We start from the raw sequence: 22,594 nt of genomic DNA, 5'->3' as shown, positions 1-22,594 counted from the left end.
TCCGCCCGCGAAGGCCGCCATTGTGGAGACTTTTGCCGCGGCCCCAGCCCGGTCCGCCGCTCAACCCCGCCATTGTGGAGACTTTTGGCGCGGGCCGCCGACGGGCCGGCCGCGTCACGCCGGAGCGGCACCCCGCGCATACCGCCGCGAGGCCTCGACGAACCACACATTCCAGCCGCCCATCAGCGCGATCGCCGCGATCTGCACCACCGTCGTCGCGATGACGGCTCGGTCGACGTCGAGCCGATAGATCAGCACGATCCGCAGCAGCGCCTCGACCACCAGGCCGAGACCCCACACGGACGTCATCAGATACATCCCGCGCCGAAACGCCGCCGACTCTGCCCATCCCCGCTGCAGCTCGCCGCGCGAGTGTCCGTCACCGGCCGCGAGCCGCTTGGCCACCTCGAACGACAGCGGCCGCCGCACCAGCGACGACGCCGCGAAGATCACCCCCACGACCACCGTCGCGAAGCAGCCCTTGAGCAGCAGGAAGCGCGCGTCCCCCGTCCACCACGACAGCGCCAGCCCGCCGGCGAAGACGAACACCATGAATGCCGAGAAGCCATCGACCTCGCCTTGGCGCCGGATCAGGTAGACCATCCGCACGCCCGCGGCGATCGTCGAGGCGAGCAGCGCCCAGGTCGTCGACAGCCCGACGAGCCGCGCCACGACATACGTGAGGACCGGGATCGCGAGGTCCCACGCCAGCATCGTCGCCAGCCCGCGCATCGCGATCCGCGGCGCGAACGCCCCACCCTCGGCCATCTGCGCCCGCTGCCAGGCGAGAAGTCTGCGCACCATCGGGTCAGGCTCGCACGAGGGCGCCCGGCATACCTCTCGATTGGCTTCGATCACCCCGTATGCCGGACTCTAGGCTTCTCGGCATACATCACTAGTGAGCCCGATCGAGAGCGAGACTGAACCCGGTCGCGCCCGGCCCGCCACGCGGGGTTGAATAGCCACGGACCCGATCCCTCCGCGCGAAGGACACCGATGGCCAGCAGCAAGCCCACCCAGAAGAGCCCTGCGACCACCAAGACCACCAAGGCCACCAAGGCCACCAATGCCGGCAAGGCCGCCGCCAAGCGAGGTGGCGCGAAGCACGAGCGCAAGCCGACCGGCCTGGAGCCGAAGGTCGCGCCGCTCCTGGCACCGGACGCGCCGACCGACACCTGGAAGGTCGGCTATCCCTACGACCAGAAGATGTCGCGGCACGAATACGAGCGGATCAAGCGCGATCTGCAGATCGAGATGCTCAAGATGCAGGCCTGGGTCAAGGCCGGCGGCCACAAGATCGTGGTCATCTGCGAGGGGCGCGACGCGGCCGGCAAGGGCGGCGCGATCAAGCGGTTCACCGAGCACCTCAACCCGCGTGGTGCGCGCGTCGTCGCGCTGGAGAAGCCGACCGAGCGCGAGCGGACCGAGTGGTATTTCCAGCGGTATGTCGTGCACCTGCCGGCCGGCGGGGAGATCGTCTTTTTCGACCGTTCCTGGTACAACCGCGCCGGCGTCGAGAAGGTGATGGGCTATGTCTCGCCGGAGGCCTACGACGAGTTCATGCGCAGCTGCCCCGAGTTCGAGGAGTTGCTCGTGCGCGGCGGGATCAAGCTGATCAAGTTCTGGTTCTCGGTGGGCCAACAGGAGCAGCTGACCCGATTCGAACGCAGGCGTGTCGACCCGGTTAAACAGTGGAAGCTCAGCCCGACCGACCTGGCAAGTCTGGACAAGTTCGACGCCTATACCGAGGCGAAGGAGGCGATGTTCGCCGCCACCGACACCTCGTGGGCGCCGTGGACAGTGATCAAGTCCAATGACAAGAAGCGCGGCCGTCTGGAGGCAATGCGCTATCTGCTGTCGAGCCTGGACTACACCAACAAGGACAGCGCGATCGTCGGCGTCCCCGACCCGCTCATCGTCGGCTCGGCCAAGCAGATCCTGGTCGAGGGTGAGTCAGGTTTCCAGGGCGGTTACCGGGCCGGGCGGTGAGCGAGCTGCGGCTGCGGCCGATCACCGACGCCGATGCCGCGGACGAGCGCATCATCGGCTGGCACACCGACCCTGAGGGTTACCGGTTGATGCTGGAGGAGCCGCGCTCGCCCGGCGAGGCAGTCAGCGCGATCCGAGAGTGGGCGGCGGCCTGGGAACGGGACGGGCTGTCCTACTGGGTGGCCGAGCGCGACGGCGAGCCGATCGGGATCGGCGGGTTGCGGCAGTTCACCCACAAGGGCGTGGGCTATCTCAACCTGTATTACCGGCTTGATCCGTCCGAGCGCGGACGCGGCACGGCTCGCGAAATCGCCCGTGCTGCAACGGCTTTCGGCGTTGAGCATCGGCCGGACCTCCCCATCGTCGCGCGGATCGGACCGATCAACGAGCCCTCGCTGCGCACTGCCCGTAGCGCCGGGATGATCGAGCTGGGCGAGTTTCGCCTGCCGCACGATCCGCCGGGTGAGGCGTCCATCCTGTTCAACGCGCCTCATGTGGTCACCGGTCCGCCGACCGATGCTGAGCGCTCGGAGCTGCTGGACCTGTGGGTAGCGGTGAACGATGCGGGTGGCGCGGTCGGGTTCGAGGCGGGCGCGCCGCGGGCTGAGGTGGCGCGCGTGCTCGACGAACACCTGAGCTCGGACATGCTCGTGCGGCTGGTGCATCCCACGATGGACACCTTTTACGACCCGAGCTCGTATGGCGCGCTGATCGGCTTCGGCTTCCTCCGCCGGCCCACCGCTGCTGTTGCGCGACACCGGGTTTCGCTGCTGCGCGTCATGACCGATCCGGCGCTGCGCGGGCGCTGGTTTGGTCGTCTGCTGGTCGCGGCGCTGCACGGCCAAGCGCGTCGGTCGGGCGCGGAGATCGCCGAGATCGACTACCGCGGCGGCACCGGCCTCGGCGAGTTCTACGAGCAGTGCGGGTATGCCGAATCCGGTCGCGTCGTCGACGGCCTCAAGTTCTCGTTCGGCTACCGCGACGACGTCTCCATGACCTGCCGCCTCACGCCTCCAGTCCAGCAGCGGCGTTAGCTCAGGTCCGCCGACACGACGGTCTCTCGGACACTGAGCCGGCCGAGGCTCTCTGCCGGGGGTGAATTTGTATCGAGAGTTCGTGGCACTGGCAGTGCGCGGTCGCGGCGTTCAGAGATAGCGGCGTGTGGCACTGGCAAACTCAGGGACCCCTGCGTCGGCCAGCCGCGCGAGGAGGTCCTCCATCTCAAGCTTCGGACTCGCGTAGTCGGCGATCAGCTGGCGCAGCACGCCGACCGTCGGGTCCGGGTATAGATCGAGCTGGTCCAGGAGGAACTTGTCCGGGTGCACGATCTCGATGTCGTATGCCGCGACGCTGTCTTCGGGGAAGTCCTTGAGATTGAACGTCACGAGCACTTCGCAGTTCGCGCGGATTGCTGCGGCGAGCACATGGCGATCCTTCGGATCGTTCGTCATGTTCTCGACGAGGTCTTCGTATCCGTGGACCCTCGCATCCGGGAAGGCGCGTTGCATCGCATCGATCCGCCGCTGGGCGTTTGCCTCCGGCAGGCCGTGTTCGATCAGGTTGTCCGCTAGTTCCACCAAGATCTGCTCCGACCAGAGCGGCCGAAACAGACCGCGCTCCGCCATTCCGAGGATGACGTCGTTCAGGTGAAAGCCGAACAGGACGTTCGTATCGAACAGCGCCGGGAAGGTTGCCATCAACCCTCAGACTGGGAGCGCCGCTTCAGCGACGGGACACCCTTCGGCAGCTTGTCATAGTGCTCAATCGAGTCCTTGGCGAGTTCGGACAGAGCCGCGCGGCGCTCACGCTGTGCGCGAGCCTGGTAATCCACCACGTCTCGCAGCGTCACGCGCCGATGCCGTCCTGCCATCTCGAAAGGAATGGCGCCGGACTGCAGGATCTTGACGAACGTCGGACGGGACATGCCGAGGAAGTCGGCCGCTTCCTGTGTCGTCAACTTCGCCGAGTACGGCAGGATCGAGATGCCATCGCCGAGAGCGAGAACGTTGGCGGCCTCTTCGAGCACTCGGAAGAGTTCGGCAGGGATCGGGACCTGCTTGCCGTCGGGACCGACGAGCATGGCGCGCCCGGGGTCGCCGACAGCGATGTTGATGCCGTTCAACACCTGGGCGAACTTGAGCAGCTCTTCGCGCTCCTGGTCAGGCAGGTACGTCTTCGATCGCCGCAGCCGTGCGGCCGCTTCCGTGGTTGCCATGGCCACTACCCTACTCGAAATATTCGAAAACGGGTGGATCGTGCCATGCTGACGTCCGCCTGCCGCACGACCCGCCGGGTGACGCCTCGATCCTGTTCAACGCACCGCACGTGCTCACCGGTCCCCCGACCGACGCCGACCGCTCGGAGTTGCTCGACCTGTGGGTGTCGGTGAACGCCGCGGGCGGCGCTGTCGGCTTCGAGGCGAGCGCGCCGCAGGCAGACGTGGCGCGCGTGCTCGACGAACACCTGGGCGCCGACGCGCTCGTGCGGCTGGTGCATCCCACGATGGACACCTTCTACGACCCGAGCTCGTATGGCGCGCTGATCGGCTTCGGCTTCCTCCATCGGCCCACCGCTTCCGTTGCGCGACACCGGGTTTCGCTGCTGCGGGTGATGACCAATCCGGCGCTGCGCGGGCGCTGGTTCGGCCGACTGCTGGTCGCGGCCCTGCACGGCCAAGCGCGTCGGTCGAGCGCGGAGATCGCCGAGATCGACTACCGCGGCGGCACCGGCCTCGGCGAGTTCTACGAGCGGTGCGGGTATGCCGAATCCGGTCGCGTCGTCGACGGCCTCAAGTTCTCGTTCGGCTATCGCGACGACGTCTCCATGACCTGCCGCCTCACGCCTCCAGTCCAGCAGGGGCGTTAGCTCAGGTCCACCGCCGAGACGTTCTCGCGAGCCACTGCCTGACCACAGTGCCTTCGCCGGACAGGTCTAGGCCCGCGTTGGACAGCGTCCGAATGTGGCCGAGTGGACCCAATCGGCCGCCATTGCCGCTGCGAACGACTGTCTGGTGGGCGTCTACCTCGACATCACCAACCGCCGCCGGCATCGGTTACGCAACTGGGCACCGCCAGGTACCATGTCACACATGGTTTCCGCAGACGTGTCTTCCCAGCTGCGGCGCGGTGTGCTTGAGTTCTGTGTCCTTGGCCTTCTGAAGCGTCGGGACCGCTACGGGTTCGATCTGGTGCGCGAGCTAGGAGACCTCGGCTTGGTCGCCGGCGAAGGCACCATCTACCCGCTGCTGTCCCGACTTCGTCGTGACCGCCTCGTGGAAAGCATCTGGCAACAATCGGAGTCTGGGCCTCCACGCCGGTATTACCGACTGACAGCTGAGGGTGCAGCACGAGCCGAGACCTTCGTGCAGCTCTGGATGCCCTTCCGAGATGCGGTCGACTCGATCCTCACCCCAGAGACGGAGCAGACATGAGCATGACTCGTGACCCCGAAGTGCAAGATTTTCTCGACCGACTGCGCAGCGCTTCCGAGGGTCTCCCACCACAAGACTTCCGAGACCTATGGGACTCGGTGAACGATCATCTCGCGGCAGCTCAGGCCGAAGGGATACCAACACGTTCAGCCCTCTACCGTCTGGGATCACCGGAAGCGATCGTGGCGGCAGCGCGGGAGGCAATGCCCCCATCTCACGGAGGGCATCAAATGCCGGCGCCTATTAGTCCATCCACCCACAGAGCGAATTGGACCGTCGCCTTGCTCGGTCTCGGACCGCTATTCGTCATCGGATGGGTCGTGGGAGTCGCTCGCCTCTGGGCTATGAACATGTGGACCTTCCCACAAAAGATCCTGGGCACCGCCACACTACCGGTCACGCTCCTGCTTGCCTCGCATTTCTGCGACGGCCCGGTCGTCCCCGCCGCTGGGCTGCTGACCAACGGCCTAGCCGCCTGCTACCTGTCACTGAGGCGGGCTCCTCGGCGCGGCTTTGAGTGGTAGTAGTGTGGTCAAGGAGGAGCTCCTTGACCGATGGGGCCCGGGGCCCTAGTGTTCACGCATCGGCACGAGGAGATGCCGACTGAAGCCCGAATAGGGCCTCCATCTCGAGGGGAAACTTCTGTGAATATATCGCGATGCCGTCTGCCCATTTTTCTAGTCAGCGCTTCACTGGCCGCCACCACCTTTCTGGGCGTTGGGACAGCCGCAGCGACAAGCGATACATCGGAGCCCTCACCCCCACAAGTCACTAGCGTTACGGGCGCTACGCTAAACAGCTCTGATGGCTCGGTAAGTTTCAACACACCCCTGGCCAGCACTGCCACAGTCAACTACTCCGACGGCACCCAGGCCGTCATCGAAACCAGCGCGGAGCAGCCCCTCTCGACCTCTGCCATGGGTCCAGTTGAACCTGACAATATTTGTCGCGGTCTAACAAATGTTTACCGGAAAACGGTCAAAGTAACAACGCGGTCAATGACCTATGCCTGGTCCGCTACCATGTATGCCACCTTCGACTACGACTACTGTTGGGGCGGCCCGGGATGGGGGGTCGTAGCGGTTGCCCAAGACTGCGGCCAGGAGTACGGCGTTGGCTTTAGCGTCGGAATCCAATCATGCACTCACGCCGGTTACGACTACATGACGTCACGGGAACATCAGGGATTCTGGTCAGTTTTCAAAGTCAGCACCACCGGTGGTGTCGTGTCTGGCACTCATAAGCACTACATCATAGGCTCTTACAACGGGAGCTTCTCGTACGGACGCTATTACTGAGGTCAAGCGGAGAAGAGCCCTAGCTTTTGATCGGGCAGTTAGTGTCGAGCGATGATGAGAGCACACGCGATCGGTCGTCGAGACGTACCGCGACCCTGCGCTACTACTAACTATCGAGCAGTGAGTATCACGACGACGCGCTCAGTCGGGTAATCCGGCGATAAGTCGTACTCCGACGCATTACGGAGCTCACCGGACTAAAATTGCCTGCCGCCACCAGGGCTCCGCCTGGCGACTCAAACATGACTCCGCTTCTAACCTTCCAGCCCTGTCCCTCAAGGTCTACATCTGGAGGTTCAGTCTCCAACACCCCAAATTCCAAGGCTAGGTTCTGGGTCGAATAGACGTTGCACCAAATGCCAATGCTGCCCGGCCCCTGACTGACGGCAATGCTCGTCCTCGACGGCATCACCGGATCGTATGTGTGGTCACCCAGAGCGGCGCGGATGGTGAGGGTGTGGTGCGTCACGGGTACATGAAAGCGTCTCACCGCACTCCTGCTCCGACGACCATCATCAGCAAGCCACCACGCCGTTCAGCGCGCGTGGATGCGGTTACGCCCCTCGTGGCCGCATCAGCAGACGGATCGGTCCCCATCTGCGCATTCAACACCTTTGCGGACCAAACGGAGCTGATGACACGAGCAGACCCTTCGGGGCTCACCGCAATCGGGTGACCTCGAAGCGGCCTTCGGGGTGGGCGATGCGCTCCTGGGAGGTCACGAGCTGGATCTCGCGGGTGCCGGCCCGGTGGGTGGCTTCCATGATGCCGAAGACCGAATCCGCGGTCGCCGCAAGGCAATCGGGCGCCGACTTCCCGTTCAGCACGTGCGCCAGGAAGATCGCGGCGGTCGCATCGCCGGCGCCCGCGACATACATCGGCAGCAACGGCGTGGTGACGATCCAGGCACCCTCGTCGTTGACGACAGCCATCTGCACCGAGTCGGCGGGCGTCTGGTCGGTCTGCACCGACGTGGCCAGCACGGTCGACGGCCCGGTCGCGCGCAGCGTGTCGGCGGCGGCCAGCAGATCGTCGACCGAGTGCACCTCGATGCCGGAGAGGAACTCGAGCTCGAACTGGTTCGGCGTCACGATGTCCGCGGCGGGAATCACCTTGTCCCGCATGAATTCCGGTATGCCGTCGCGCACGTAGAAGCCCCGCCCGACATCACCCATCACCGGGTCGGCGCAGTAGATCGCCCGCGGGTTCGCCGCCTTCACCCGAGCCACCGCGTCGAGGATCACCTCGCCGATGCCCTCACCACCCTGATAGCCCGACAGCACCGCGTCGCACTCCGGCAGCACGCCGCGCTCCTCGATCCCGGTGATCACCTCGCGCACCGTCTCGGCGTCGAAGACCGGCCCGCGCCACTGCCCATACCCGGTGTGATTCGAGAAGTGCACCGTGTAGACCGGCCACACCTCGTGCCCGAGCCGCTGCAGCGGGAAAACGGCCGAGGAGTTGCCCGCGTGTCCGTAGGCGACCGACGACTGGATCGACAGGATCTTCATGGCGCCCGATGTTAGTGATCGTCGGTGAGTCGCCCGACCATCCAATGGCACCACTGCACGCGCGCCCGCTCGGCCAGCAACCCAGCCTGCAACACCGACCAGTTGCCAAACGCCGGGTAGCTCGGATCCTCAACGGCCACACCGTGATCCGCACGCAGTTGCGCCTCCAGCGACTCGTACTCGCCGATGCGCGCCTCCGCGCGCGCCGCGAGTTCGGCATACAGCCGCGTCGCCCGCGAGCGATCGGCGAGCGAGACGGCATACGCCCGCACCATCACCTCGTCACGCGGCGGTTGACGGTCCGGCGTCGACGCCAGCCACCGACGCAACTCGCGCCGCCCCTTCGGGGTCAGCCGATACCGCTTGCGAGGACGTATGGCGCCCGCGGACTCCACGTCGAACCGCACCAGCCCGTCGGTCACCAGGGCGGCCAGCTGGGGGTAGATCTGGCTGTGCGGCGCCGACCAGAAGAAGCCCACCGGGTCACGCAGCCGCTGCGCCAGCTCCTGACCGGTCGCCGGCTCCCGCCCGAGCAGGGCAAGCAGCACGAAGCGCACGGTCGGGGTCGACATGGTCCGAACTCTAAACCCCTTGTGCCCGTGGGCGATACGTGTTTGTATCAACAGGCAAAACCTTGGGGGTTGGGATGCGACGGTGGGTGTTGGCGCTGGTCGTCCTCACGCTGACGGCGTGCGGAGGGTCGGCGACCCAAGGCGGGTCCGGCGCGAGCACGGGCCCGCCCGCGAGCTCAGCGAGCAGCACAACCAGTGACCCGCCGCCAACCGCGGAGAGCTCCGTCACCAGCCCGACGTCGACGGCCGCCACGCCCGACCCGTCGCGCTATTCCTGCGTCACCCGCGCCGAACGCAGCCGGTTGATCAGCGTGCCGGCCAAGTCCGGAGCGTTCGACGCCTATGTCGCCGGCGCCGGCTCGGTCGGGGTGGTGCTCAGCCACCAGTCCGACGGTGACCTGTGCCAGTTCCACGACTACGCCAACACCCTCGCCGCGCGCGGCTACCGCGTCATCGCGGTCACCAACGAGGACTTCAGCACCGAGGTGGTGACCGTCGCGGCCGCCTACCTGCGCCGCAAGGGCACCAACTCAACCGTGCTCATCGGCGCCTCGCGCGGGGGCACAATCTCGATCGCCGCCGCGCCGTCCGTGCCCGACGTCAAAGCCGTCGTCGCGCTCTCGGCGCCCGCCACCTATTTCGACCTCGACGCCCGCACCACAATCGCGAGGCTCACCTGCCCGATCTTCATCGCCGTCGGCGGCGGCGACACGCAGTTCGTCTCCAGCGCACGCGAATTGCGTTCTGCGGCAAAGAAATCCAAGAGGGTCGAGTATGTCGAGGTGCCCGGTGACGACCGCCACGGCGTCGGCTTCATCACCGGCACGCCCACCGTCGGCGGACCGCTGACCGTCTTCCTGCTCACCTACGCCCCGGCCGGCTGATTCAGTCGACGATCACCTGCAGGTTGACCGGCCGTCCGCCGGGGAAGGCCGGCTGCCCGCCACCCTCGAGCAGCTTGAACCGCACGAAGCAGAAGGTCGCCACGTTCGGAGCCGTCACGGTGACGCTCACGTCCACCGTCTGGCCCGGCTGCGCCGTCGGCACCGGCACGTCGGTGATCGTCTGACAGTCGCGCGCCCCCTGCGGGACATCGAGGCGGCGCATCGTGTAGCCGGTCCACACCAGCGTCCCGGTGTTCTTCAGCCGCCAGGTCTTGGTGAAGGTCGCGCCGCGCTGCACATGCGAGCAGTCCGGCACCGTGACGTCCTTGACGAACCGCGCGTGGTCGCCCTCCCGCTTCGGCGGGGCGCTCGGCGGATTCGTCAGCCGCACCGGGCAGTCGGCCGCGGCATACGTCGGCTTGGCCGGACTCGGCGCCTTTTCCCGCGTGATCAGGTATGCCGTGAGCCCGCCCACCGCCAACGCCACGGCCACCGCGATGGCGACCAGGATCGGCCAGCGCTTGCGCCGCGCAGGACCGGCCGACTCCTGCACGGACCCACCCTCGACCGGCCGCTCCCGGGCCCCGCCGGCGGAGTCGTCCAGCCCCCCGTCGGCCGGACCCGCGCCGGACACCACCGCGTCGGCCTCCCGCCAGGCCGCCTCGTGCTCACCCGGGTCGGCGCCGCAGGCCTTGAGGAATTCCACCGTCGTCGCCCAGCTCGGCAACCGATGGCCTTGCACCGCATCGTGCAGCGTGGTGTGCGAGATCGCGCCGGACCGGCCGGCCATTTCCCGAAATGGCGGGTTGCCGGCCTCCGCGCGCACCCGCGCCAGGCGCGCCGCGAACCCTTCGATCGCGGCGGCCCGTGCTGCTTTGGACCCCTGAGACACGACTGCGCTCCTCGACGCCTCGCCGACCCACTTCGGCCGGGGACAGGGTAGCGAGACCGGAGCGGACGCCATACCGGCAGGACGAAAGCAGGCCCACCGGGCGAGCCGGTGGGCCTGCGAGAGGACGCCGCGATCAGGAGCGCAACGCGATGTCCCGGTAGTAGGAGCGCAGGATCGTGCGGTAACCCTGGCCGCTGCGCGCCTTGTCCCGCGAGCCGTACTGCGACATCCAGTTGCCGCTTACCCACGCCGAGCAGGCGGTCGAGGTCGCGCAGTAGTGCGCCTGCAGGATGTTGCCGCTGCGGGTCATCCGCACGCCCCAGGTGGCGTCGACCGCCGCGTTGGTCGAGGCGGTCGCCGAGCCGGGCCGGTAGACCTGGCTCTGGGTGTCGTCGGTGACGTCATAGCACTGGCCACCCGGCGTGCGCTTGGTCGAGTGCAACGCCCAGTACCAGCCGAAGCTCTTCACCGCGACCGCGCCGGCCTTGAGCGACTCCCGCGGCCAGCTGGTGATCCACTCGTTCGGCAGCACGTTCTTGACGTAGGTCTTGAACGGGACCCGGTCCACCCGGTGCTGCTTGACCCGGTAGACCAGGATCGTCGTCGGCAGCTTGGTGTTGGTGCCGTCGGTCTTGCAACCGCGCGGGCCGGGCGTGAGGAACTCGTGCGAGGCGTTGTTGTTCTTCAGCGTGGCGTTGAGGTTCACCCGGGCGCCCGGCTTGACGTCCTGGTGGGCCCCAGCGAAGTTGCTGTTGTAGTAGACCCGGACGGTCCTCTTCGAGCGGTTCCACGCCGACGCCGCGTTGTTCTTGACGCACTTGCAGCGGCCGTTGCCCCGGCCCTTGAACTCATAGCAACTCGGCTGGCTCGCGCCGTAGTCGTCCTGCGAAGCGCCGAAGTCCGACACCGATCCGGCCTGGTTGCTGTTGAAGTAGTAGCAGAACTCCCCGGTCTCGCAACTGCCGTTGCGGGCGGTCGCCGCGGACGCGTCCGGGGCGAGCACCACCCCGGCACCGGTGCCCGCGAGCAGCGTCGCGCCGAGCAGAGCCGACAGCACAGTCTTCTTCTTCGTCATGGTCATCGCCTCACTTGACGTTGTAGCCCTGGCTGCGCCAGAACGTGTTCGGGTTGGGGTTGGACAGGGTGTAATCGCGCACGCTCTTGGCGGCGCGGTCATGCCAGCCGGGGCGCATCTCCACGTGGGTGTGGGCGATGCCGGAACTGGACAGGCCCCGCCAGGACTCGTGCCCGATCAGCTGCCCGCGCGAGATCTTCTGCCCCTTCTTCAGCGCGACCGGGTCGGAGTGCAGGTAGATGACCGTCCTGCCGAGCTTGGCGTTGTAGATCGCGATGGTCGACAACCCACTGCTGCCCTTGGCGCCCTGCGCGACATAGGTCACGGTGCCGCCCACGAGCGCGTAAACCGGCGAACCGATGCTGCGGGCGATGTCAATGCCCTCGTGCCGGCCGGGGGTATTGCGGTAACCGTCGAAATAGCAGGTGATGCTGCCACCGGCCCGCTTGTAAAGCGCCCGGGACATGTTCACCCGCGCGGTGCTGCCCGGGGTGACGAACTCGTGCGAGGCGTTCTGGTTCTTCAGCGAGGCATTGAGGTTGACCTTCGCGCCCGGCTTGATGTCCTGGAAGGTGCCGCCGAAGTTGCTGTTGAAGTAGACCCGCACGGTCTTGGTCGAGCGGTTCCACACCGAGGCGGCGTTGTTCTTGACGCACCGGCCCTTGCCGTTGCCCCGGCTCTTGAAGTCGTAGCACCCCGGCTGCGTGGTGCCGTAGTCACCGACCGAGCGGGCGAAGTCGGAGACCGACCCCTGGTTGTTGCTGTTGAAGTAGTAGCAGAACTCCCCGGTCTCGCAGCTGCCGTTGCGCGCGCTGGCGGCCGAGGCCGAACCGCCCGGGAGCGTGACGACCGGGACGCCGATCGCTGCGGCTGCGCCGAGCAGAGTCACTGAGCGAATGAGCTTGTTCATCGTGCTTCCTCCTGGTGAATGGGTGGGGGTGCTGGGCGCCGGTTCATCGCTGAACTTCTTCCCAGGTCCTGATCACGACCCGAGGGCCGTCGTCGGGGTCGCGCCCCGACAGTCCGTTGAGGCCGAGGTAGAAATCCCCGACCTGGTGCTGCGCCTGCGGCGCCAGATCCGTGTCGCTGATCGCGACCGCGTGGATATGCCACGGCCAGTCGTCCTGCTGCGGGTTGCGCAGCCACGCCGCGAACCCGACCCGGCGCAGAGCCCGCAGCAGAGCGGTCCTGGTGGCGGTCGGCATACGGCGGACGTTGATGTCGACGACCCCGCCGCCGTCGTGCGTGCCGACCGAAGTCGGGTCGCCACCCGGGTTGTAGGAGCCCTGGTCGAGCACGATCCGCACGCCGGCCCGCCGCTGGGCGGCGCGCAACATCGCCGCGGTGCGCGCGTTGACGGTCTTGCCGGTCCAGGTCGTCCGGACGCCGGGCCCGACCGGCCGGGTGACCGTGAACCGTCCCCGGCCGAGCTGGCTGAGCGACGCGCGGCCCGGTATGCCGTTCGCGGCCAGTCCGCGATAACCGAGCGATCGCTGGTATGCCGTGTAGGCCGCCACGGTCTGGCTGCCGAAGTAGCCGTCCACCCACTCGGCGGCGAGCAACCGCCGGGCCTGCAGCGCCCGCTCGATGGCCAGGACGCTCGCCTTGGCACCGGGGGTGAGGGTGTGGTCGGCGCGGCGCGGGTCGATCTGGGCGGCCTTGACCGCGGCTTCCATGTCGACCACCGCGAGCGCGGGATCGGCGGGGTCGGCGGCCAGCGCTCGGCCGGCCGGCACCGCGGCGGCTGCGGCGAGCGCCGCGACGGGGACGAGGGCGACGGTGCGTCGGTTGATCTGGGTCATGCCGCAACCGTCAACGGCCGCGGTGTCGTCCGGTAGGGCTCTGACGTTGTCCGATCGGCGGGCACCTGTCAGGGGCCGCTGACCTGCGCTGACACCGTGTTGTCAGGGTCGATCGGACCGCGTCAGGGCGTCCGCTGACACACTGGCCGTATGCCGAAGATCGTCAAGACTTCCGAACTGGCCGACGACGCCGTCCTGCTGGACGTGCGCGAGCAGGACGAATGGGACGCCGGGCACGCACCGGGTGCGGTGCACATCCCGCTGGGCGAGGTGCCGCAGCGGCTGGGTGAACTGCCCGAGGGTGAGCCGCTGCCGGTCATCTGCCGCTCCGGCAACCGCTCCGGCCGCGCCGCCGACTGGCTGGAGCAGCAGGGTTTCGAGGTCGCCAATGTCGAGGGCGGCATGAAGCAGTGGGCCTTCGAGGGCAAGCCGGTCGTCGGCGCCGACGGCACCGAGGGCCAGGTCATCTGACCCCACGGCTGCCGTTCGACCGGAGCCGCTCGCAACGGCGAGGTTCCGCTGGACGGAAGCTCCCGGCATACAGCGTGAGCGCGACTGTCTACGGTCGCGCTCATGGAGCGAACCCCCGTGGCCATTGTCGGTGCCGGACCCGCGGGGCTGATGCTGTCCCACCTGCTCTCGCGCGCCGGCGTCGACTCGGTCGCCATCGACCTGCGCACCCGCGCAGAGATCGAAGCCACCCACCGGGCGGGGATCCTCGAGCACGTCAGCGTCCGGCTGCTCGTGGACGAGGGCGTCAGTGACCGGGTGCTACGCGAGGGCGACGAGCACGAAGGCATCGCGCTGCGGTTCGGCGGACGCAGCCACCGCCTCGACTTCCGCGAGCTGGCCGGCTCCTCGGTGTGGCTCTACCCGCAGACCGAGGTCTTCGTCGACCTGGCGGACGCGCGCCGCCGCGACGGCGGTGACGTGCGGTTCGGGGTGCGCGACGTCCAGGTCGACGTCACCGGCGAGCGGCCGCTGCTGCGGTTCACCGACGCCGACGGCACACCGGTCCACCTCACCGCCGACCTCCTGGTCGGTGCAGACGGCTCACGCAGCGTCTGCCGCCACCTGGTTCCGGAGGCCGACCGCCGGCGCTACACCCGCGAATATCCCTTCGCGTGGTTCGGGATCCTGTGCCAGGCGCCGCGCAGCCACGACGAACTCGTCTACACCCGATCCGAGCGCGGCTTCGCGCTGATCAGTTCGCGCACCGAGACGCTGCAACGGATGTACTTCCAATGCGACCCGGCCACCGACCCGCACGCGTGGTCGGACGATCGCATCTGGGCGGAACTGCAGGCCCGCGTCGCCGGCGAGGATTCGTTCACGCTGCGCGAGGGACCGATCACCGAGCGGGCCGTGCTGCCCTTCCGCAGCTTCGTCCAGGAGCCGTTGCACCACGGTCGGCTCGCGCTTGCCGGGGACGCCGGGCACACCGTCCCGCCGACCGGAGCCAAGGGGCTCAACCTCGCGCTGCAGGACGTCCGGGTGCTCGCCGAGGTGGTCCCCGATGTGCTGCGCCGCGACGACCCGAGCCTGCTCGCGCACTATTCGCAGCGGGCTTTGCAGCGGGTATGGCGGGCCCAGCACTTCTCCTACTGGATGACCTCGATGCTGCACAACGCACCGGACGGCTCACCCTTCGACGACCGGCGCGCCCTCGGCGAGCTGACCGGCCTCACCCGAAGCGCGGCCGGCAGCTGCTATCTCGCCGAGGGGTACACCGGCTGGCCGAGCTGACCGACCGCGTCGATCACTCGGCCCGGGCAGCCGGGCCGGTCAGCCGGCCACGATCGGCACCTGCAGGCGCTCGGCGAGCTCGGCGAACGCCATACCGTAGGTCGCGGTGACCATCACAGCCTCCGGCGTCACCGCGAAGGTCGCGACCTCGGTGTAGACCCGGTCGACGCAGGCCAGCCCGGTGAGCGGATAACTGCACTCCGGCACGAGTTTGGGCGAGCCGTCCTTGGCGAAGAGCGACATCATCACCACCACCCGCTTGGCGCCGATCGCGAGGTCCATCGCGCCACCGACGGCCGGGATCGCGTCGGGCTCACCCGTGTGCCAATTGGCCAGGTCGCCGCGCGCGCTCACCTGGAAGGCGCCGAGCACACAGACATCCAGGTGACCGCCGCGCATCATCGCGAAGGAGTCGGCGTGGTGGAAATATGCCGCGCCCGGCAACTCGGTCACCGGCTGTTTGCCGGCATTGGTGAGGTCGGGGTCGATCGCGTCGCCCTCGGCGGGCGGACCCATGCCGAGCATGCCGTTCTCGGTGTGCAAGGTCACCCGCTGCGCGGGATCGAGGTATGCCGCGACCGCGGTGGGCCGGCCGATGCCGAGGTTGACATAGGACCCGGTCGGGATATCGCGCGCGACTGCGGCGGCGAGGCCGGCGGTGTCCAGGCGTTCTGCGTGCTGCTCCATCACTGCTCTCCTCGCGCCGCTCGCTCGCCGGTGACCACGATCCGATCGACGTAGATGCCCGGGGTCACGATCGCTTCAGGGTCGAGGCTCCCGGCCGGGACCACCTCGCTCACCTGGACGACCGTTGTGCGGGCCGCGGTGGCCATCACCGGGCCGAAATTGCGGGCGGTCTTGCGGTAGACCAGGTTGCCGACCTCGTCAGCCCGGTGCGCCGCGATCAGCGCGACATCCCCAGGCAGCGGGTACTGCAGCACCTGCAGCCGCCCGTCCAGCTCACGGGTCTCGGCGCCCTCGGTGAGCGGCGTGCCGGCCCCGGTGGGCGTGAAGAAGGCACCGATCCCGGCGCCGGCAGCGCGCAGGCGCTCGGCCAGGGTGCCCTGCGGGACGAGCTCGAGCTCGACCTTCCCGGCGCGGTAGAGGCCGTCGAAGACCCACGAATCGTGCTGCCGCGGATAGGAACACACGACCTTGCGCACCCGCCCGGCGGCGAGCAGGGCCGCGAGCCCGGTGTCCCCGTTGCCGGCGTTGTTGGACACGATCGTCAGGTCCGTCGCGCCCTGCTCGATCAGCGCGTCGACGAGGGCGACCGGCATACCGGCCATCCCGAATCCGCCGACGAGCACCGTCGAGCCGTCCTCGATCCCCGCGAGCGCCTCGGCGGCGCTCGCGCAGACCCGGGAGTATGCCGGGGCGGTCACGACTCGTCCGCCAGCGCCGCGCGCGCGACGGCGAAGGCGGCATTGGCCGCGGGCACACCGCAGTAGATCGCGCACTGCAGCAGGCATTCGCCGATCTCGGCCACGCTGAGCCCGTTGCGGCGCGCGGCGCGCACGTGCAGGGCGAGCTCCTCGTGATGACCACCGGCCACCAACGCGGTCAGCGTGATGAGCGACCGGCTGCGACGGTCCAGGCCCGGGCGGGTCCAGATCTCTCCCCAGGCATAGCGGGTGATCAGGTCCTGGAAGTCGGCGGTCAGCTCGGTGGTCGCGGCGACGGCCCGGTCGACATGGGCATCGCCGAGCACCTCGCGCCGGACCGCGAAACCGCGTGCGCGCCGTCCGTCGTCAGTGTCGGCGGGGTGCTCGGTGCCGGAGGTGTCGGGCGAGGTCACGAGAAGGACTCCATCTGGTCGAGGACGAGTTGCGTCACGCGGTCGGGGGCTTCGGCGGGGGCGAGGTGGGCGACCTCGGCGAGCTCGACGAAGCGGCCCTCGGGCACGCCGTCGGCGATCTCGCGCAGGGACGCCGGTGGGGTGGCCCGGTCATCGGCACCCGCGACGGCGAGCACCGGCATCGCCACCTCGGACAGCCGGTCCCGGGCGTCGAAGTCCGCAAGCGCGTGGCACACCGCGGCATATCCCTCGGTCGAGACCGACGCGAGCGAGGCCAGCAGCGCATCGGCAACCGCGGGCTGCCGCGCCCCGAAGCCGGGCGCGAACCAGCGCTCCTGCGCGGCCGCCACCAGCGAGCCCGGTCCGTGAGCGCGGACCTGGGCGACCCGGTCGTGCCACATCGCCGGGCTGCCGATGCGGGCGCCGCTGCACAGCACGGTGAGGGTGGTGAGGCGCTCCGGCGCGCGCAGCGCCAGCTCCAGCCCGATGCACCCGCCGACCGAAACGCCGGCGTAATGAAAACGCTGCAGCCCACGGCTGTCGGCATACCGCTGCAGATCCGCCGCGAGGTCGGCCATGGTGAGCGGACCGGGTACCTGTTCCCCGCTGCGGGTGCCGTGGCCCGGCAAGTCCCACAGCAGGATGTCGGCGCGGTTGGCGAGCCGCTCGGCGACCTGCCCCCACAGGGCCTCCGCGGCCGTCCCGAGCGATGGGCCCAGGACGAGGGCGGGGCGGTTCACCGCGTCTTCCCGAGGTCGCGGCGGGCGCGCTGAAGGCTCGCGGCGACGAGCTGCTCGCTCTCCCCGAGGTAGTCCGGCGCCGGCTCGTGCCCGGCCAGCTCGGCCATCGACCGCTGCTCGGCGAGCACGTCCTGGCCTGCGCGCTGCAGGTTCGCGGCCATCACGTCGGGGTGGACCTGCAGCCCGGCGAGCAGATCTTCGAGCTGCCCGGCCGCGACGAGGACGATCTGCAGGAGTTCGACGAAGGGGCGCCACTGGGCCTGCCAGGATCCGGCCGGCCGCTCGTCGCTCTGATCCGCGGCTGCGGCGTGCAGCGCAGCGAGCAGAGCCGGTATGACGAACCCGGCCCGGCGCACCTGCGTCGCGAGCACCGGATTGCGCTTGTGCGGCATCGTCGAGGACCCACCGGGCTGCGACTCGCTCACCTCGCTCTGGCCGGCGTCGTTGCGCGCGAGCGAGAGCACCTCGCCGGCGATCGAGGCGCACGCGTCACCGGCGCGCGCCACCGCGTCGGCGATGCGAGTCATCGGGGCGCGGTCGGTGTGCCAGGGGCGACCGGCTTGCAATCCCAGCGTCTCGGCGAAGACGGGCGTCGGCCCGCCCGGCGGCAGGCCCAACTCGACGCCGGCCGCCCGGGTGCCGACCGCGCCGCCATACTGCACCGGGAAGGTCAGCCGGTCGAGGTCGTCGACCGCGTCGAGGATGCGGTCCAACCAGTTCGAGGCGCGCACCCCCCAGGTCGTCGGCGCGGCCGCCTGGGTGAGCGTGCGGGCGAGCAGGGGAGCCTGACCGTGTTGCTCGATGGAGATGACCAGAGCCGAGGCTGAGGCCCGAAGTCGTTGACGCAGAAGGGAATTCGCGTCCCGAGCCAAGAGGATCAGAGCCGTGTCGACGACATCCTGACTGGTGAGCCCGCGATGCACCCAGCGGGCAGCATCCGGATGCTTGCGCCGCAGCCGGTCGACCAGGGCGGGCACCGGCGTGCCGTCGGTTTCCGTGGCGGCAGCGAGCGCGGCCAGCGCGGCTTCGTCGAGGACGGTCGCGTCCAGGCGGCCCCGCGCCTGCTGCGGAGCGACGCCGGAGCCGACCAGCACCTCGAGCCAGGCCTGCTCGACAGCGATCATCGCCCGCGCGAAGTCTGCGGAGCCCAGACCGTCCGCGCGGTGCGCGCCCGACCACAGCAGGTCTGCGGTCATCGACGGTCCCTTGCGGAGAAGTCGAGGAAGACCGTCTCCTGGTCGCCCTGCAGGTGGATGTCGAAGACAAACCCGTCGTCCTGCGCCCGAGCGACGAGGGTGCCCGCCCGGTCCTGCGGCAGCGTCGACAGCCAGGGATCGCTCGCGGCGGTCGGCAGGTAAGCGCGGGTGAAGAGACGATGCATCAGCCCCCGCGCGAAAACCGCGAGGCTGAAGAACCCGCCGCCGGGCACGCGCGTCCAGAACTCGTACCACCCGTCGGCGTCGGTGGCGGCGCGACCCCAGCCGGTGAACTCCCCGGCCGACCGGCGCAAGGAGCCCGCCTGCTGCACGACCGCTCCGTCGGTGTCGCTCTGCCACAGCTCCACCATGGCGTCGGGCACGGGCGATCCGGCGCCGTCGAGCACGCGGCCGTGCAGCCGCACCGCCCCGGCGGCACCCGCGGGCGCGATCTCGGCGCCTCCCGGCACGGGCAGGGCGAAGCCGAAGAAGGGCCCCACGGTCTGTCCGGGCGTCGGGTCGAGCGCGGGAGTCTCCACCGGCCGTATGCCGCGAGCCTCAGGCATCCACGTCCTCCTCGGTCGGCGTGCGGCGCGTCCCGTCGAGGACGATGTCCCAGCGGTAGCCCGTCGCCCATTCTGGCTGGGTCAGGTCATGGTCGTAGCTCGCGATCAGCCGCTCGCGCGCCGCGGGGTCGAGGATCGACTGGTAGATCGGGTCGAGCGCGAAGAGCGGGTCGCCCGGGAAATACATCTGGGTGACCAGCCGCTGGGTGAACTCGGTGCCGAAGAGCGAGAAGTGGATGTGAGCCGGCCGCCAGGCGTTGCGGTGGTTGCGCCACGGATAAGGACCCGGCTTGATCGTCTGGAACCGGTACCAGCCCTGGTCGTCGGTGAGGCATCGGCCCACGCCGGTGAAATTCGGGTCCAAAGGCGCCGGGTGCTGATCGCGCTGGTGGGCGTAGCGGCCGCTGGCGTTGGCCTGCCAGACCTCGACCAGCTGCCGGCGCACCGGCCGGCCGTGGGCGTCGAGCACCCGCCCGGTGACCACGATGCGCTCCCCGAGGGGCTCGCCGGCGTGGACCGCGGTGAGGTCGGCTTCGACGGCGGCGACGTCACGCTCGCCGAAGACCGGCGACCACAGCTCGACGCCCTCCGGATCGACCGGCACCGGATCCTTCGTCGGATGCCGCAACACACTCGAGCGGTATGCCGGGTAGTCCAGTCGCGGGTGTAGCTCTCGTCGGCCGTGGTCGGCCAGGCCGCGCAGATAGGACTGCGCCGCGTCCTCCATCTGGGCGGAGATCTGCGCCTGGGTGACATCGGGGGTGCTGGCGTCCACCGGCTGCCGGACTGTGTCGGTCATAACCCCGACCGTAGGCACCGCCGGCTCACTCCGTCGTGACCGGCCTTCCGCTGAACGGAACCACGCTCTTGTATGCCGCCCGCCCTCCTTGGGAATTTCCCCTGCACCTACGCGCCGCCTCGCTGGAGCCGACGCTCTCTTCAAGGAGGAAGCCTCATGACGACGACCTATCCCACCCACTCCGCCACCCACCCGGCCACCACGGGTCGGTGGCTGGTCATCCTGTGCTGGATCGCCATGGCCCTCGACGGGTTCGACCTCGTCGTCCTCGGCACCGTCATACCGACGCTCATCAAGACCGGTGATCTCGGCCTGACCAAGGCCTCGCTCACGACCGCCTCGACGCTGGGGCTGGTCGGCGTCGGCATCGGTGCGGTGCTGATCGGACCGCTCACCGATCGGCACGGCAGGCGCCGCGCACTCATCGCCTCCATCGCGATCTTCTCGACCTTTACCCTGGCAATTGCGTTGGCGCAGAACGCAACTCAGTTCATCCTCCTGCGCTTCCTCGCCGGCCTGGGCCTGGGCGCCTGCCTGCCGACCGCGCTCGCCTTCGTGAGCGAGCAGTCGCGGCGGGACCGCGCCGGGACGGCGGTGACCCGCACCATGACCGGCTACAACGTCGGCGCGGTCCTCACCGCGCTGCTCGCGCTGTGGCTCGTGAGCGACATGGGCTGGCGGGTGATGTTCGTCATCGGTGGTGTCCTCGGGCTGCTCACCCTGCCGCTCATGTGGGCCAAGCTGCCCGAATCGCAGTCCTATCTCGACGCGGCCGCAGCGCGCGCTCGTGGCGAGCAGGCCGATCCGTCCGTCCGGTTCCTCGACGTCATGCGCGGCCGCTATCTCGCCGTGAGCGTGGCGCTGTGCGTCACCTCGTTCATGGGTCTGCTGCTGGTCTACGGCCTCAACACCTGGCTGCCGACCATCATGGGTGAGGCCGGCTACTCCATCACCGCGGGCATCGGTCTGCTGCTCGTGCTCAACTTCGGCGCGGTGTTCGGCCTGCTGCTCGCCGGCCGCACCGCTGACCAGCGGGGCACCAAGCCGGTCACCGTGCTGTGGTTCGGTCTCGCCGCCGTCATGCTGGCGCTGCTGTCGGTGCGGCTGCCGAGCACGCTGCTCGTCTACGCCGCGGTCATGTTCGCCGGGGTCTTCGTCTTCAGCGCCCAGGTGCTGGTCTACGCCTTCGTCGGGCACCTCTACCCGACCCGGCTGCGGGGCACGGCCCTCGGCATGGCCGCCGGCATCGGCCGGGTCGGCGCGATCGTCGGTCCCTTCTTCGGCGGGATGCTCGTCACCTCCGGTGTCGCGTATCCGTGGGGCTTCTACGCCTTCGCCGCCGCAGCGGTGTTCGCCGCCCTCGCGCTGCTCACGGTGCCCGCTCACCTCGAGCACGAGTGACCCCGGCCCACTCACCGCTCGCGGGGATGGCCGAAGCGTCGCGACCCGGCGTGCGGGACAATCACCCCATGGTTGTCCCGCCGCCGGGCCGCGGTGCGCCGCCGGACCACGTCCCGTCGGGCCGTGGTGCGAGCGTCACCAGCCGCGCGTTGGCGATCCTCGGCGCCTTCGACGAACGGCATCGGGTGCTGACGCTCACCGAGCTGTCGAAACGTGCCGGTCTGCCACTCACCACCACCCACCGGCTGGTCGGTGAGTTGCGCCAGTGGGGCGCCCTGGCGCGCACCGCCGGCGGCTCCTACTCCATCGGCCGGCGCATCTGGGACCTCGGCATCCTCGCGCCGGTCCAGCGCGGTCTGGTCGAGGTGGCCTCGCCCTATCTGCACGATGTCTTCGGGGCCACCCGGGCCACCGTCCATCTCGGCGTGCGCGACGGGCTGTCGGTGCTCTACCTGGACCGGCTCGGCGGGACGACCTCGGTGCCGATCGTGAGCACCATCGGGTCGCGACTGCCGCTGCACACGACGGCCGTCGGCAAGGTGCTGCTGGCCCACGCTCCGGTCGAGCTGCGCCGGCAGGTGCTGTCGACCCTGCCCACCCAGCCCCGGCCCACGCCCTACTCCATCACCCAGCCCGGGCTGCTGCGGCGCCAGCTCGCGGCCGTGCTGGACAACGGCTATGCGACGACGAGCGAGGAGATGAGCCTGGGCGCCTGTTCGATCGCCGTCCCCATCTGCGACCGCGACACGGTCGTCGCCGCGCTCGGGATCGTCGTGCCCTCCCTGCGCGGCGAGGCGCGCCTGGTCACGGCCTTGCGGGTGGCGGCCAACAGCATCGGCCGAGAGCTCACCCGGGGAGCCGCGCCCGGAGCGCTCGGCGAGGGCTGACGGCATAC

General features: G+C 69.0%; 26 protein-coding genes. 10 read left to right on the top strand and 16 right to left on the bottom strand.

Annotation, left to right across the window (positions count from 1 at the left end; translation table 11 throughout):
• Nucleotides 1–114: 114 nt before the first annotated feature.
• Nucleotides 115–804 carry a VC0807 family protein gene (locus G9U51_RS10930; RefSeq protein WP_166196893.1) on the bottom strand — a complete coding sequence of 230 codons (690 nt, stop codon included), beginning with the start codon at nt 802–804 and terminating at the stop codon, nt 115–117.
• 192 nt (nt 805–996) lie between these two features.
• On the opposite strand from G9U51_RS10930, the gene ppk2 reads away from it, so the two are divergent.
• On the top strand, nt 997–1,989 hold the full coding sequence (gene ppk2 / locus G9U51_RS10925; protein WP_166196891.1) for a polyphosphate kinase 2: 993 nt from the start codon (nt 997–999) through the stop codon (nt 1,987–1,989).
• On the top strand, nt 1,986–3,023 hold the full coding sequence (locus tag G9U51_RS10920; protein WP_166196889.1) for a GNAT family N-acetyltransferase: 1,038 nt from the start codon (nt 1,986–1,988) through the stop codon (nt 3,021–3,023). Before ppk2 ends, G9U51_RS10920 begins: the two co-directional genes overlap by 4 nt.
• A gap of 111 nt (nt 3,024–3,134) precedes the next feature.
• Here G9U51_RS10920 and G9U51_RS10915 read toward each other — a convergent pair whose 3' ends face one another.
• Together G9U51_RS10915 and G9U51_RS10910 are read right to left on the bottom strand one after the other, a co-directional pair.
• Entirely contained in the window at nt 3,135–3,686 is a 552-nt protein-coding gene (locus G9U51_RS10915) for a PIN domain-containing protein (protein ID WP_166196887.1), read from the bottom strand.
• Nucleotides 3,686–4,204 carry an excisionase family DNA-binding protein gene (locus G9U51_RS10910; RefSeq protein ID WP_166196885.1) on the bottom strand — a complete coding sequence of 173 codons (519 nt, stop codon included), beginning with the start codon at nt 4,202–4,204 and terminating at the stop codon, nt 3,686–3,688. Before G9U51_RS10910 ends, G9U51_RS10915 begins: the two co-directional genes overlap by 1 nt.
• A 110-nt stretch (nt 4,205–4,314) precedes the next feature.
• Between G9U51_RS10910 and G9U51_RS10905 the strand changes: the two genes are divergently transcribed.
• From G9U51_RS10905 to G9U51_RS18020, 3 genes are all read left to right on the top strand, one after another.
• On the top strand, nt 4,315–4,854 hold the full coding sequence (locus G9U51_RS10905) for a GNAT family N-acetyltransferase (protein ID WP_166196883.1): 540 nt from the start codon (nt 4,315–4,317) through the stop codon (nt 4,852–4,854).
• A 94-nt stretch (nt 4,855–4,948) separates the two neighbouring features.
• Complete coding sequence (locus G9U51_RS10900) at nt 4,949–5,419, top strand: PadR family transcriptional regulator (protein ID WP_328823437.1); 471 nt, start codon at nt 4,949–4,951, stop codon at nt 5,417–5,419.
• Nucleotides 5,416–5,943 (top strand): HAAS signaling domain-containing protein, encoded by a 528-nt coding sequence (locus G9U51_RS18020; protein WP_407941437.1) that lies wholly within the window; start codon nt 5,416–5,418, stop codon nt 5,941–5,943. Before G9U51_RS10900 ends, G9U51_RS18020 begins: the two co-directional genes overlap by 4 nt.
• 1,433 nt (nt 5,944–7,376) lie before the next feature.
• Here G9U51_RS18020 and pdxY read toward each other — a convergent pair.
• Together pdxY and G9U51_RS10890 are read right to left on the bottom strand one after the other, a co-directional pair.
• On the bottom strand, nt 7,377–8,228 hold the full coding sequence (pdxY, locus tag G9U51_RS10895) for a pyridoxal kinase PdxY (RefSeq protein ID WP_166196881.1): 852 nt from the start codon (nt 8,226–8,228) through the stop codon (nt 7,377–7,379).
• Nucleotides 8,229–8,239: 11 nt separating this feature from the next.
• Nucleotides 8,240–8,800, bottom strand: coding sequence for a PadR family transcriptional regulator (locus G9U51_RS10890; RefSeq protein ID WP_166196879.1), 561 nt, complete (start codon nt 8,798–8,800; stop codon nt 8,240–8,242).
• Nucleotides 8,801–8,874: 74 nt separating this feature from the next.
• On the opposite strand from G9U51_RS10890, the gene G9U51_RS10885 reads away from it, so the two are divergent.
• The gene (locus G9U51_RS10885) at nt 8,875–9,684 is read left to right on the top strand and encodes an alpha/beta hydrolase family protein (protein WP_166196877.1); all 810 of its coding nucleotides are present in this window, start codon (nt 8,875–8,877) and stop codon (nt 9,682–9,684) included.
• 1 nt (nt 9,685) lies between these two features.
• Here G9U51_RS10885 and G9U51_RS10880 read toward each other — a convergent pair whose 3' ends face one another.
• The 4 genes from G9U51_RS10880 to G9U51_RS10865 all read right to left on the bottom strand — a co-directional run bounded on the left by G9U51_RS10880 (nt 9,686) and on the right by G9U51_RS10865 (nt 13,453).
• Nucleotides 9,686–10,576, bottom strand: coding sequence for an NBR1-Ig-like domain-containing protein (locus G9U51_RS10880; RefSeq protein ID WP_166196875.1), 891 nt, complete (start codon nt 10,574–10,576; stop codon nt 9,686–9,688).
• A 133-nt stretch (nt 10,577–10,709) separates the two neighbouring features.
• Nucleotides 10,710–11,657, bottom strand: coding sequence for a SpoIID/LytB domain-containing protein (locus G9U51_RS17100; protein ID WP_207948223.1), 948 nt, complete (start codon nt 11,655–11,657; stop codon nt 10,710–10,712).
• Nucleotides 11,658–11,661: 4 nt separating this feature from the next.
• Nucleotides 11,662–12,561: a peptidoglycan DD-metalloendopeptidase family protein gene (locus G9U51_RS10870; RefSeq protein WP_166196873.1), complete on the bottom strand. Its 900-nt coding sequence runs from the start codon at nt 12,559–12,561 to the stop codon at nt 11,662–11,664.
• A 43-nt stretch (nt 12,562–12,604) separates the two neighbouring features.
• A complete protein-coding gene (locus tag G9U51_RS10865) occupies nt 12,605–13,453 on the bottom strand; it encodes a peptidoglycan-binding domain-containing protein (protein WP_166196871.1) in 849 nt (282 codons plus the stop codon).
• Between the two features lie 150 nt (nt 13,454–13,603).
• Between G9U51_RS10865 and G9U51_RS10860 the strand changes: the two genes are divergently transcribed.
• Both G9U51_RS10860 and G9U51_RS10855 read left to right on the top strand, forming a co-directional pair.
• Nucleotides 13,604–13,924 (top strand): rhodanese-like domain-containing protein, encoded by a 321-nt coding sequence (locus G9U51_RS10860; protein WP_166196869.1) that lies wholly within the window; start codon nt 13,604–13,606, stop codon nt 13,922–13,924.
• Nucleotides 13,925–14,026: 102 nt separating this feature from the next.
• Nucleotides 14,027–15,199: a 4-hydroxybenzoate 3-monooxygenase gene (locus tag G9U51_RS10855; RefSeq protein WP_166196867.1), complete on the top strand. Its 1,173-nt coding sequence runs from the start codon at nt 14,027–14,029 to the stop codon at nt 15,197–15,199.
• Between the two features lie 39 nt (nt 15,200–15,238).
• Here the strand turns inward: G9U51_RS10855 and G9U51_RS10850 are convergent, their stop codons facing one another.
• The 7 genes from G9U51_RS10850 to pcaH are packed head-to-tail and all read right to left on the bottom strand — an operon-like array spanning nt 15,239 to nt 20,298.
• Nucleotides 15,239–15,886 carry a 3-oxoacid CoA-transferase subunit B gene (locus G9U51_RS10850; RefSeq protein WP_166196865.1) on the bottom strand — a complete coding sequence of 216 codons (648 nt, stop codon included), beginning with the start codon at nt 15,884–15,886 and terminating at the stop codon, nt 15,239–15,241.
• Nucleotides 15,886–16,584 carry a 3-oxoacid CoA-transferase subunit A gene (locus G9U51_RS10845; protein ID WP_328823436.1) on the bottom strand — a complete coding sequence of 233 codons (699 nt, stop codon included), beginning with the start codon at nt 16,582–16,584 and terminating at the stop codon, nt 15,886–15,888. The genes G9U51_RS10850 and G9U51_RS10845 overlap by 1 nt, the downstream gene beginning before the upstream one ends.
• Nucleotides 16,581–16,997, bottom strand: a complete 417-nt coding sequence (gene pcaC, locus G9U51_RS10840) for a 4-carboxymuconolactone decarboxylase (protein ID WP_166196860.1) — start codon at nt 16,995–16,997, stop codon at nt 16,581–16,583. The genes G9U51_RS10845 and pcaC overlap by 4 nt, the downstream gene beginning before the upstream one ends.
• Nucleotides 16,994–17,737, bottom strand: a complete 744-nt coding sequence (locus G9U51_RS10835; RefSeq protein ID WP_166196858.1) for an alpha/beta fold hydrolase — start codon at nt 17,735–17,737, stop codon at nt 16,994–16,996. Before G9U51_RS10835 ends, pcaC begins: the two co-directional genes overlap by 4 nt.
• The gene (locus G9U51_RS10830) at nt 17,734–18,933 is read right to left on the bottom strand and encodes a lyase family protein (RefSeq protein WP_166196856.1); all 1,200 of its coding nucleotides are present in this window, start codon (nt 18,931–18,933) and stop codon (nt 17,734–17,736) included. Before G9U51_RS10830 ends, G9U51_RS10835 begins: the two co-directional genes overlap by 4 nt.
• Nucleotides 18,930–19,499 carry a protocatechuate 3,4-dioxygenase subunit alpha gene (pcaG, locus tag G9U51_RS10825; protein ID WP_166196854.1) on the bottom strand — a complete coding sequence of 190 codons (570 nt, stop codon included), beginning with the start codon at nt 19,497–19,499 and terminating at the stop codon, nt 18,930–18,932. Before pcaG ends, G9U51_RS10830 begins: the two co-directional genes overlap by 4 nt.
• Nucleotides 19,492–20,298, bottom strand: coding sequence for a protocatechuate 3,4-dioxygenase subunit beta (pcaH, locus tag G9U51_RS10820; protein WP_171715606.1), 807 nt, complete (start codon nt 20,296–20,298; stop codon nt 19,492–19,494). The genes pcaG and pcaH overlap by 8 nt, the downstream gene beginning before the upstream one ends.
• A gap of 156 nt (nt 20,299–20,454) precedes the next feature.
• Between pcaH and G9U51_RS10815 the strand changes: the two genes are divergently transcribed.
• Together G9U51_RS10815 and G9U51_RS10810 are read left to right on the top strand one after the other, a co-directional pair.
• Nucleotides 20,455–21,699 carry an MFS transporter gene (locus tag G9U51_RS10815; protein ID WP_235945959.1) on the top strand — a complete coding sequence of 415 codons (1,245 nt, stop codon included), beginning with the start codon at nt 20,455–20,457 and terminating at the stop codon, nt 21,697–21,699.
• Nucleotides 21,700–21,767: 68 nt separating this feature from the next.
• Nucleotides 21,768–22,586, top strand: coding sequence for an IclR family transcriptional regulator (locus G9U51_RS10810; RefSeq protein ID WP_166196852.1), 819 nt, complete (start codon nt 21,768–21,770; stop codon nt 22,584–22,586).
• Nucleotides 22,587–22,594 lie beyond the last annotated feature (8 nt).

This window comes from Metallococcus carri, assembly GCF_011440275.1.
Lineage (GTDB): Bacteria > Actinomycetota > Actinomycetes > Actinomycetales > Dermatophilaceae > Metallococcus > Metallococcus carri.
The sequence above is the reverse complement of the archived record's forward strand: the minus strand, read 5'-3'. Positions and strand labels throughout refer to the sequence as shown.

What these genes read in the sequence shown, in the direction of transcription:
- G9U51_RS10930 (WP_166196893.1), bottom strand. Translation starts at nt 804, where the DNA reads ATGGTGCGCAGACTTCTCGCCTGGCAGCGGGCGCAGATGGCCGAGGGT.
- ppk2 (WP_166196891.1), top strand. Translation starts at nt 997, where the DNA reads ATGGCCAGCAGCAAGCCCACCCAGAAGAGCCCTGCGACCACCAAGACC.
- G9U51_RS10915 (WP_166196887.1), bottom strand. Translation starts at nt 3,686, where the DNA reads ATGGCAACCTTCCCGGCGCTGTTCGATACGAACGTCCTGTTCGGCTTT.
- G9U51_RS10910 (WP_166196885.1), bottom strand. Translation starts at nt 4,204, where the DNA reads ATGGCAACCACGGAAGCGGCCGCACGGCTGCGGCGATCGAAGACGTAC.
- G9U51_RS18020 (WP_407941437.1), top strand. Translation starts at nt 5,416, where the DNA reads ATGAGCATGACTCGTGACCCCGAAGTGCAAGATTTTCTCGACCGACTG.
- pdxY (WP_166196881.1), bottom strand. Translation starts at nt 8,228, where the DNA reads ATGAAGATCCTGTCGATCCAGTCGTCGGTCGCCTACGGACACGCGGGC.
- G9U51_RS10890 (WP_166196879.1), bottom strand. Translation starts at nt 8,800, where the DNA reads ATGTCGACCCCGACCGTGCGCTTCGTGCTGCTTGCCCTGCTCGGGCGG.
- G9U51_RS10885 (WP_166196877.1), top strand. Translation starts at nt 8,875, where the DNA reads ATGCGACGGTGGGTGTTGGCGCTGGTCGTCCTCACGCTGACGGCGTGC.
- G9U51_RS17100 (WP_207948223.1), bottom strand. Translation starts at nt 11,657, where the DNA reads ATGACCATGACGAAGAAGAAGACTGTGCTGTCGGCTCTGCTCGGCGCG.
- G9U51_RS10870 (WP_166196873.1), bottom strand. Translation starts at nt 12,561, where the DNA reads ATGAACAAGCTCATTCGCTCAGTGACTCTGCTCGGCGCAGCCGCAGCG.
- G9U51_RS10865 (WP_166196871.1), bottom strand. Translation starts at nt 13,453, where the DNA reads ATGACCCAGATCAACCGACGCACCGTCGCCCTCGTCCCCGTCGCGGCG.
- G9U51_RS10860 (WP_166196869.1), top strand. Translation starts at nt 13,604, where the DNA reads ATGCCGAAGATCGTCAAGACTTCCGAACTGGCCGACGACGCCGTCCTG.
- G9U51_RS10855 (WP_166196867.1), top strand. Translation starts at nt 14,027, where the DNA reads ATGGAGCGAACCCCCGTGGCCATTGTCGGTGCCGGACCCGCGGGGCTG.
- G9U51_RS10850 (WP_166196865.1), bottom strand. Translation starts at nt 15,886, where the DNA reads ATGGAGCAGCACGCAGAACGCCTGGACACCGCCGGCCTCGCCGCCGCA.
- G9U51_RS10830 (WP_166196856.1), bottom strand. Translation starts at nt 18,933, where the DNA reads ATGACCGCAGACCTGCTGTGGTCGGGCGCGCACCGCGCGGACGGTCTG.
- pcaG (WP_166196854.1), bottom strand. Translation starts at nt 19,499, where the DNA reads ATGCCTGAGGCTCGCGGCATACGGCCGGTGGAGACTCCCGCGCTCGAC.
- pcaH (WP_171715606.1), bottom strand. Translation starts at nt 20,298, where the DNA reads ATGACCGACACAGTCCGGCAGCCGGTGGACGCCAGCACCCCCGATGTC.
- G9U51_RS10815 (WP_235945959.1), top strand. Translation starts at nt 20,455, where the DNA reads ATGACGACGACCTATCCCACCCACTCCGCCACCCACCCGGCCACCACG.
- G9U51_RS10810 (WP_166196852.1), top strand. Translation starts at nt 21,768, where the DNA reads ATGGTTGTCCCGCCGCCGGGCCGCGGTGCGCCGCCGGACCACGTCCCG.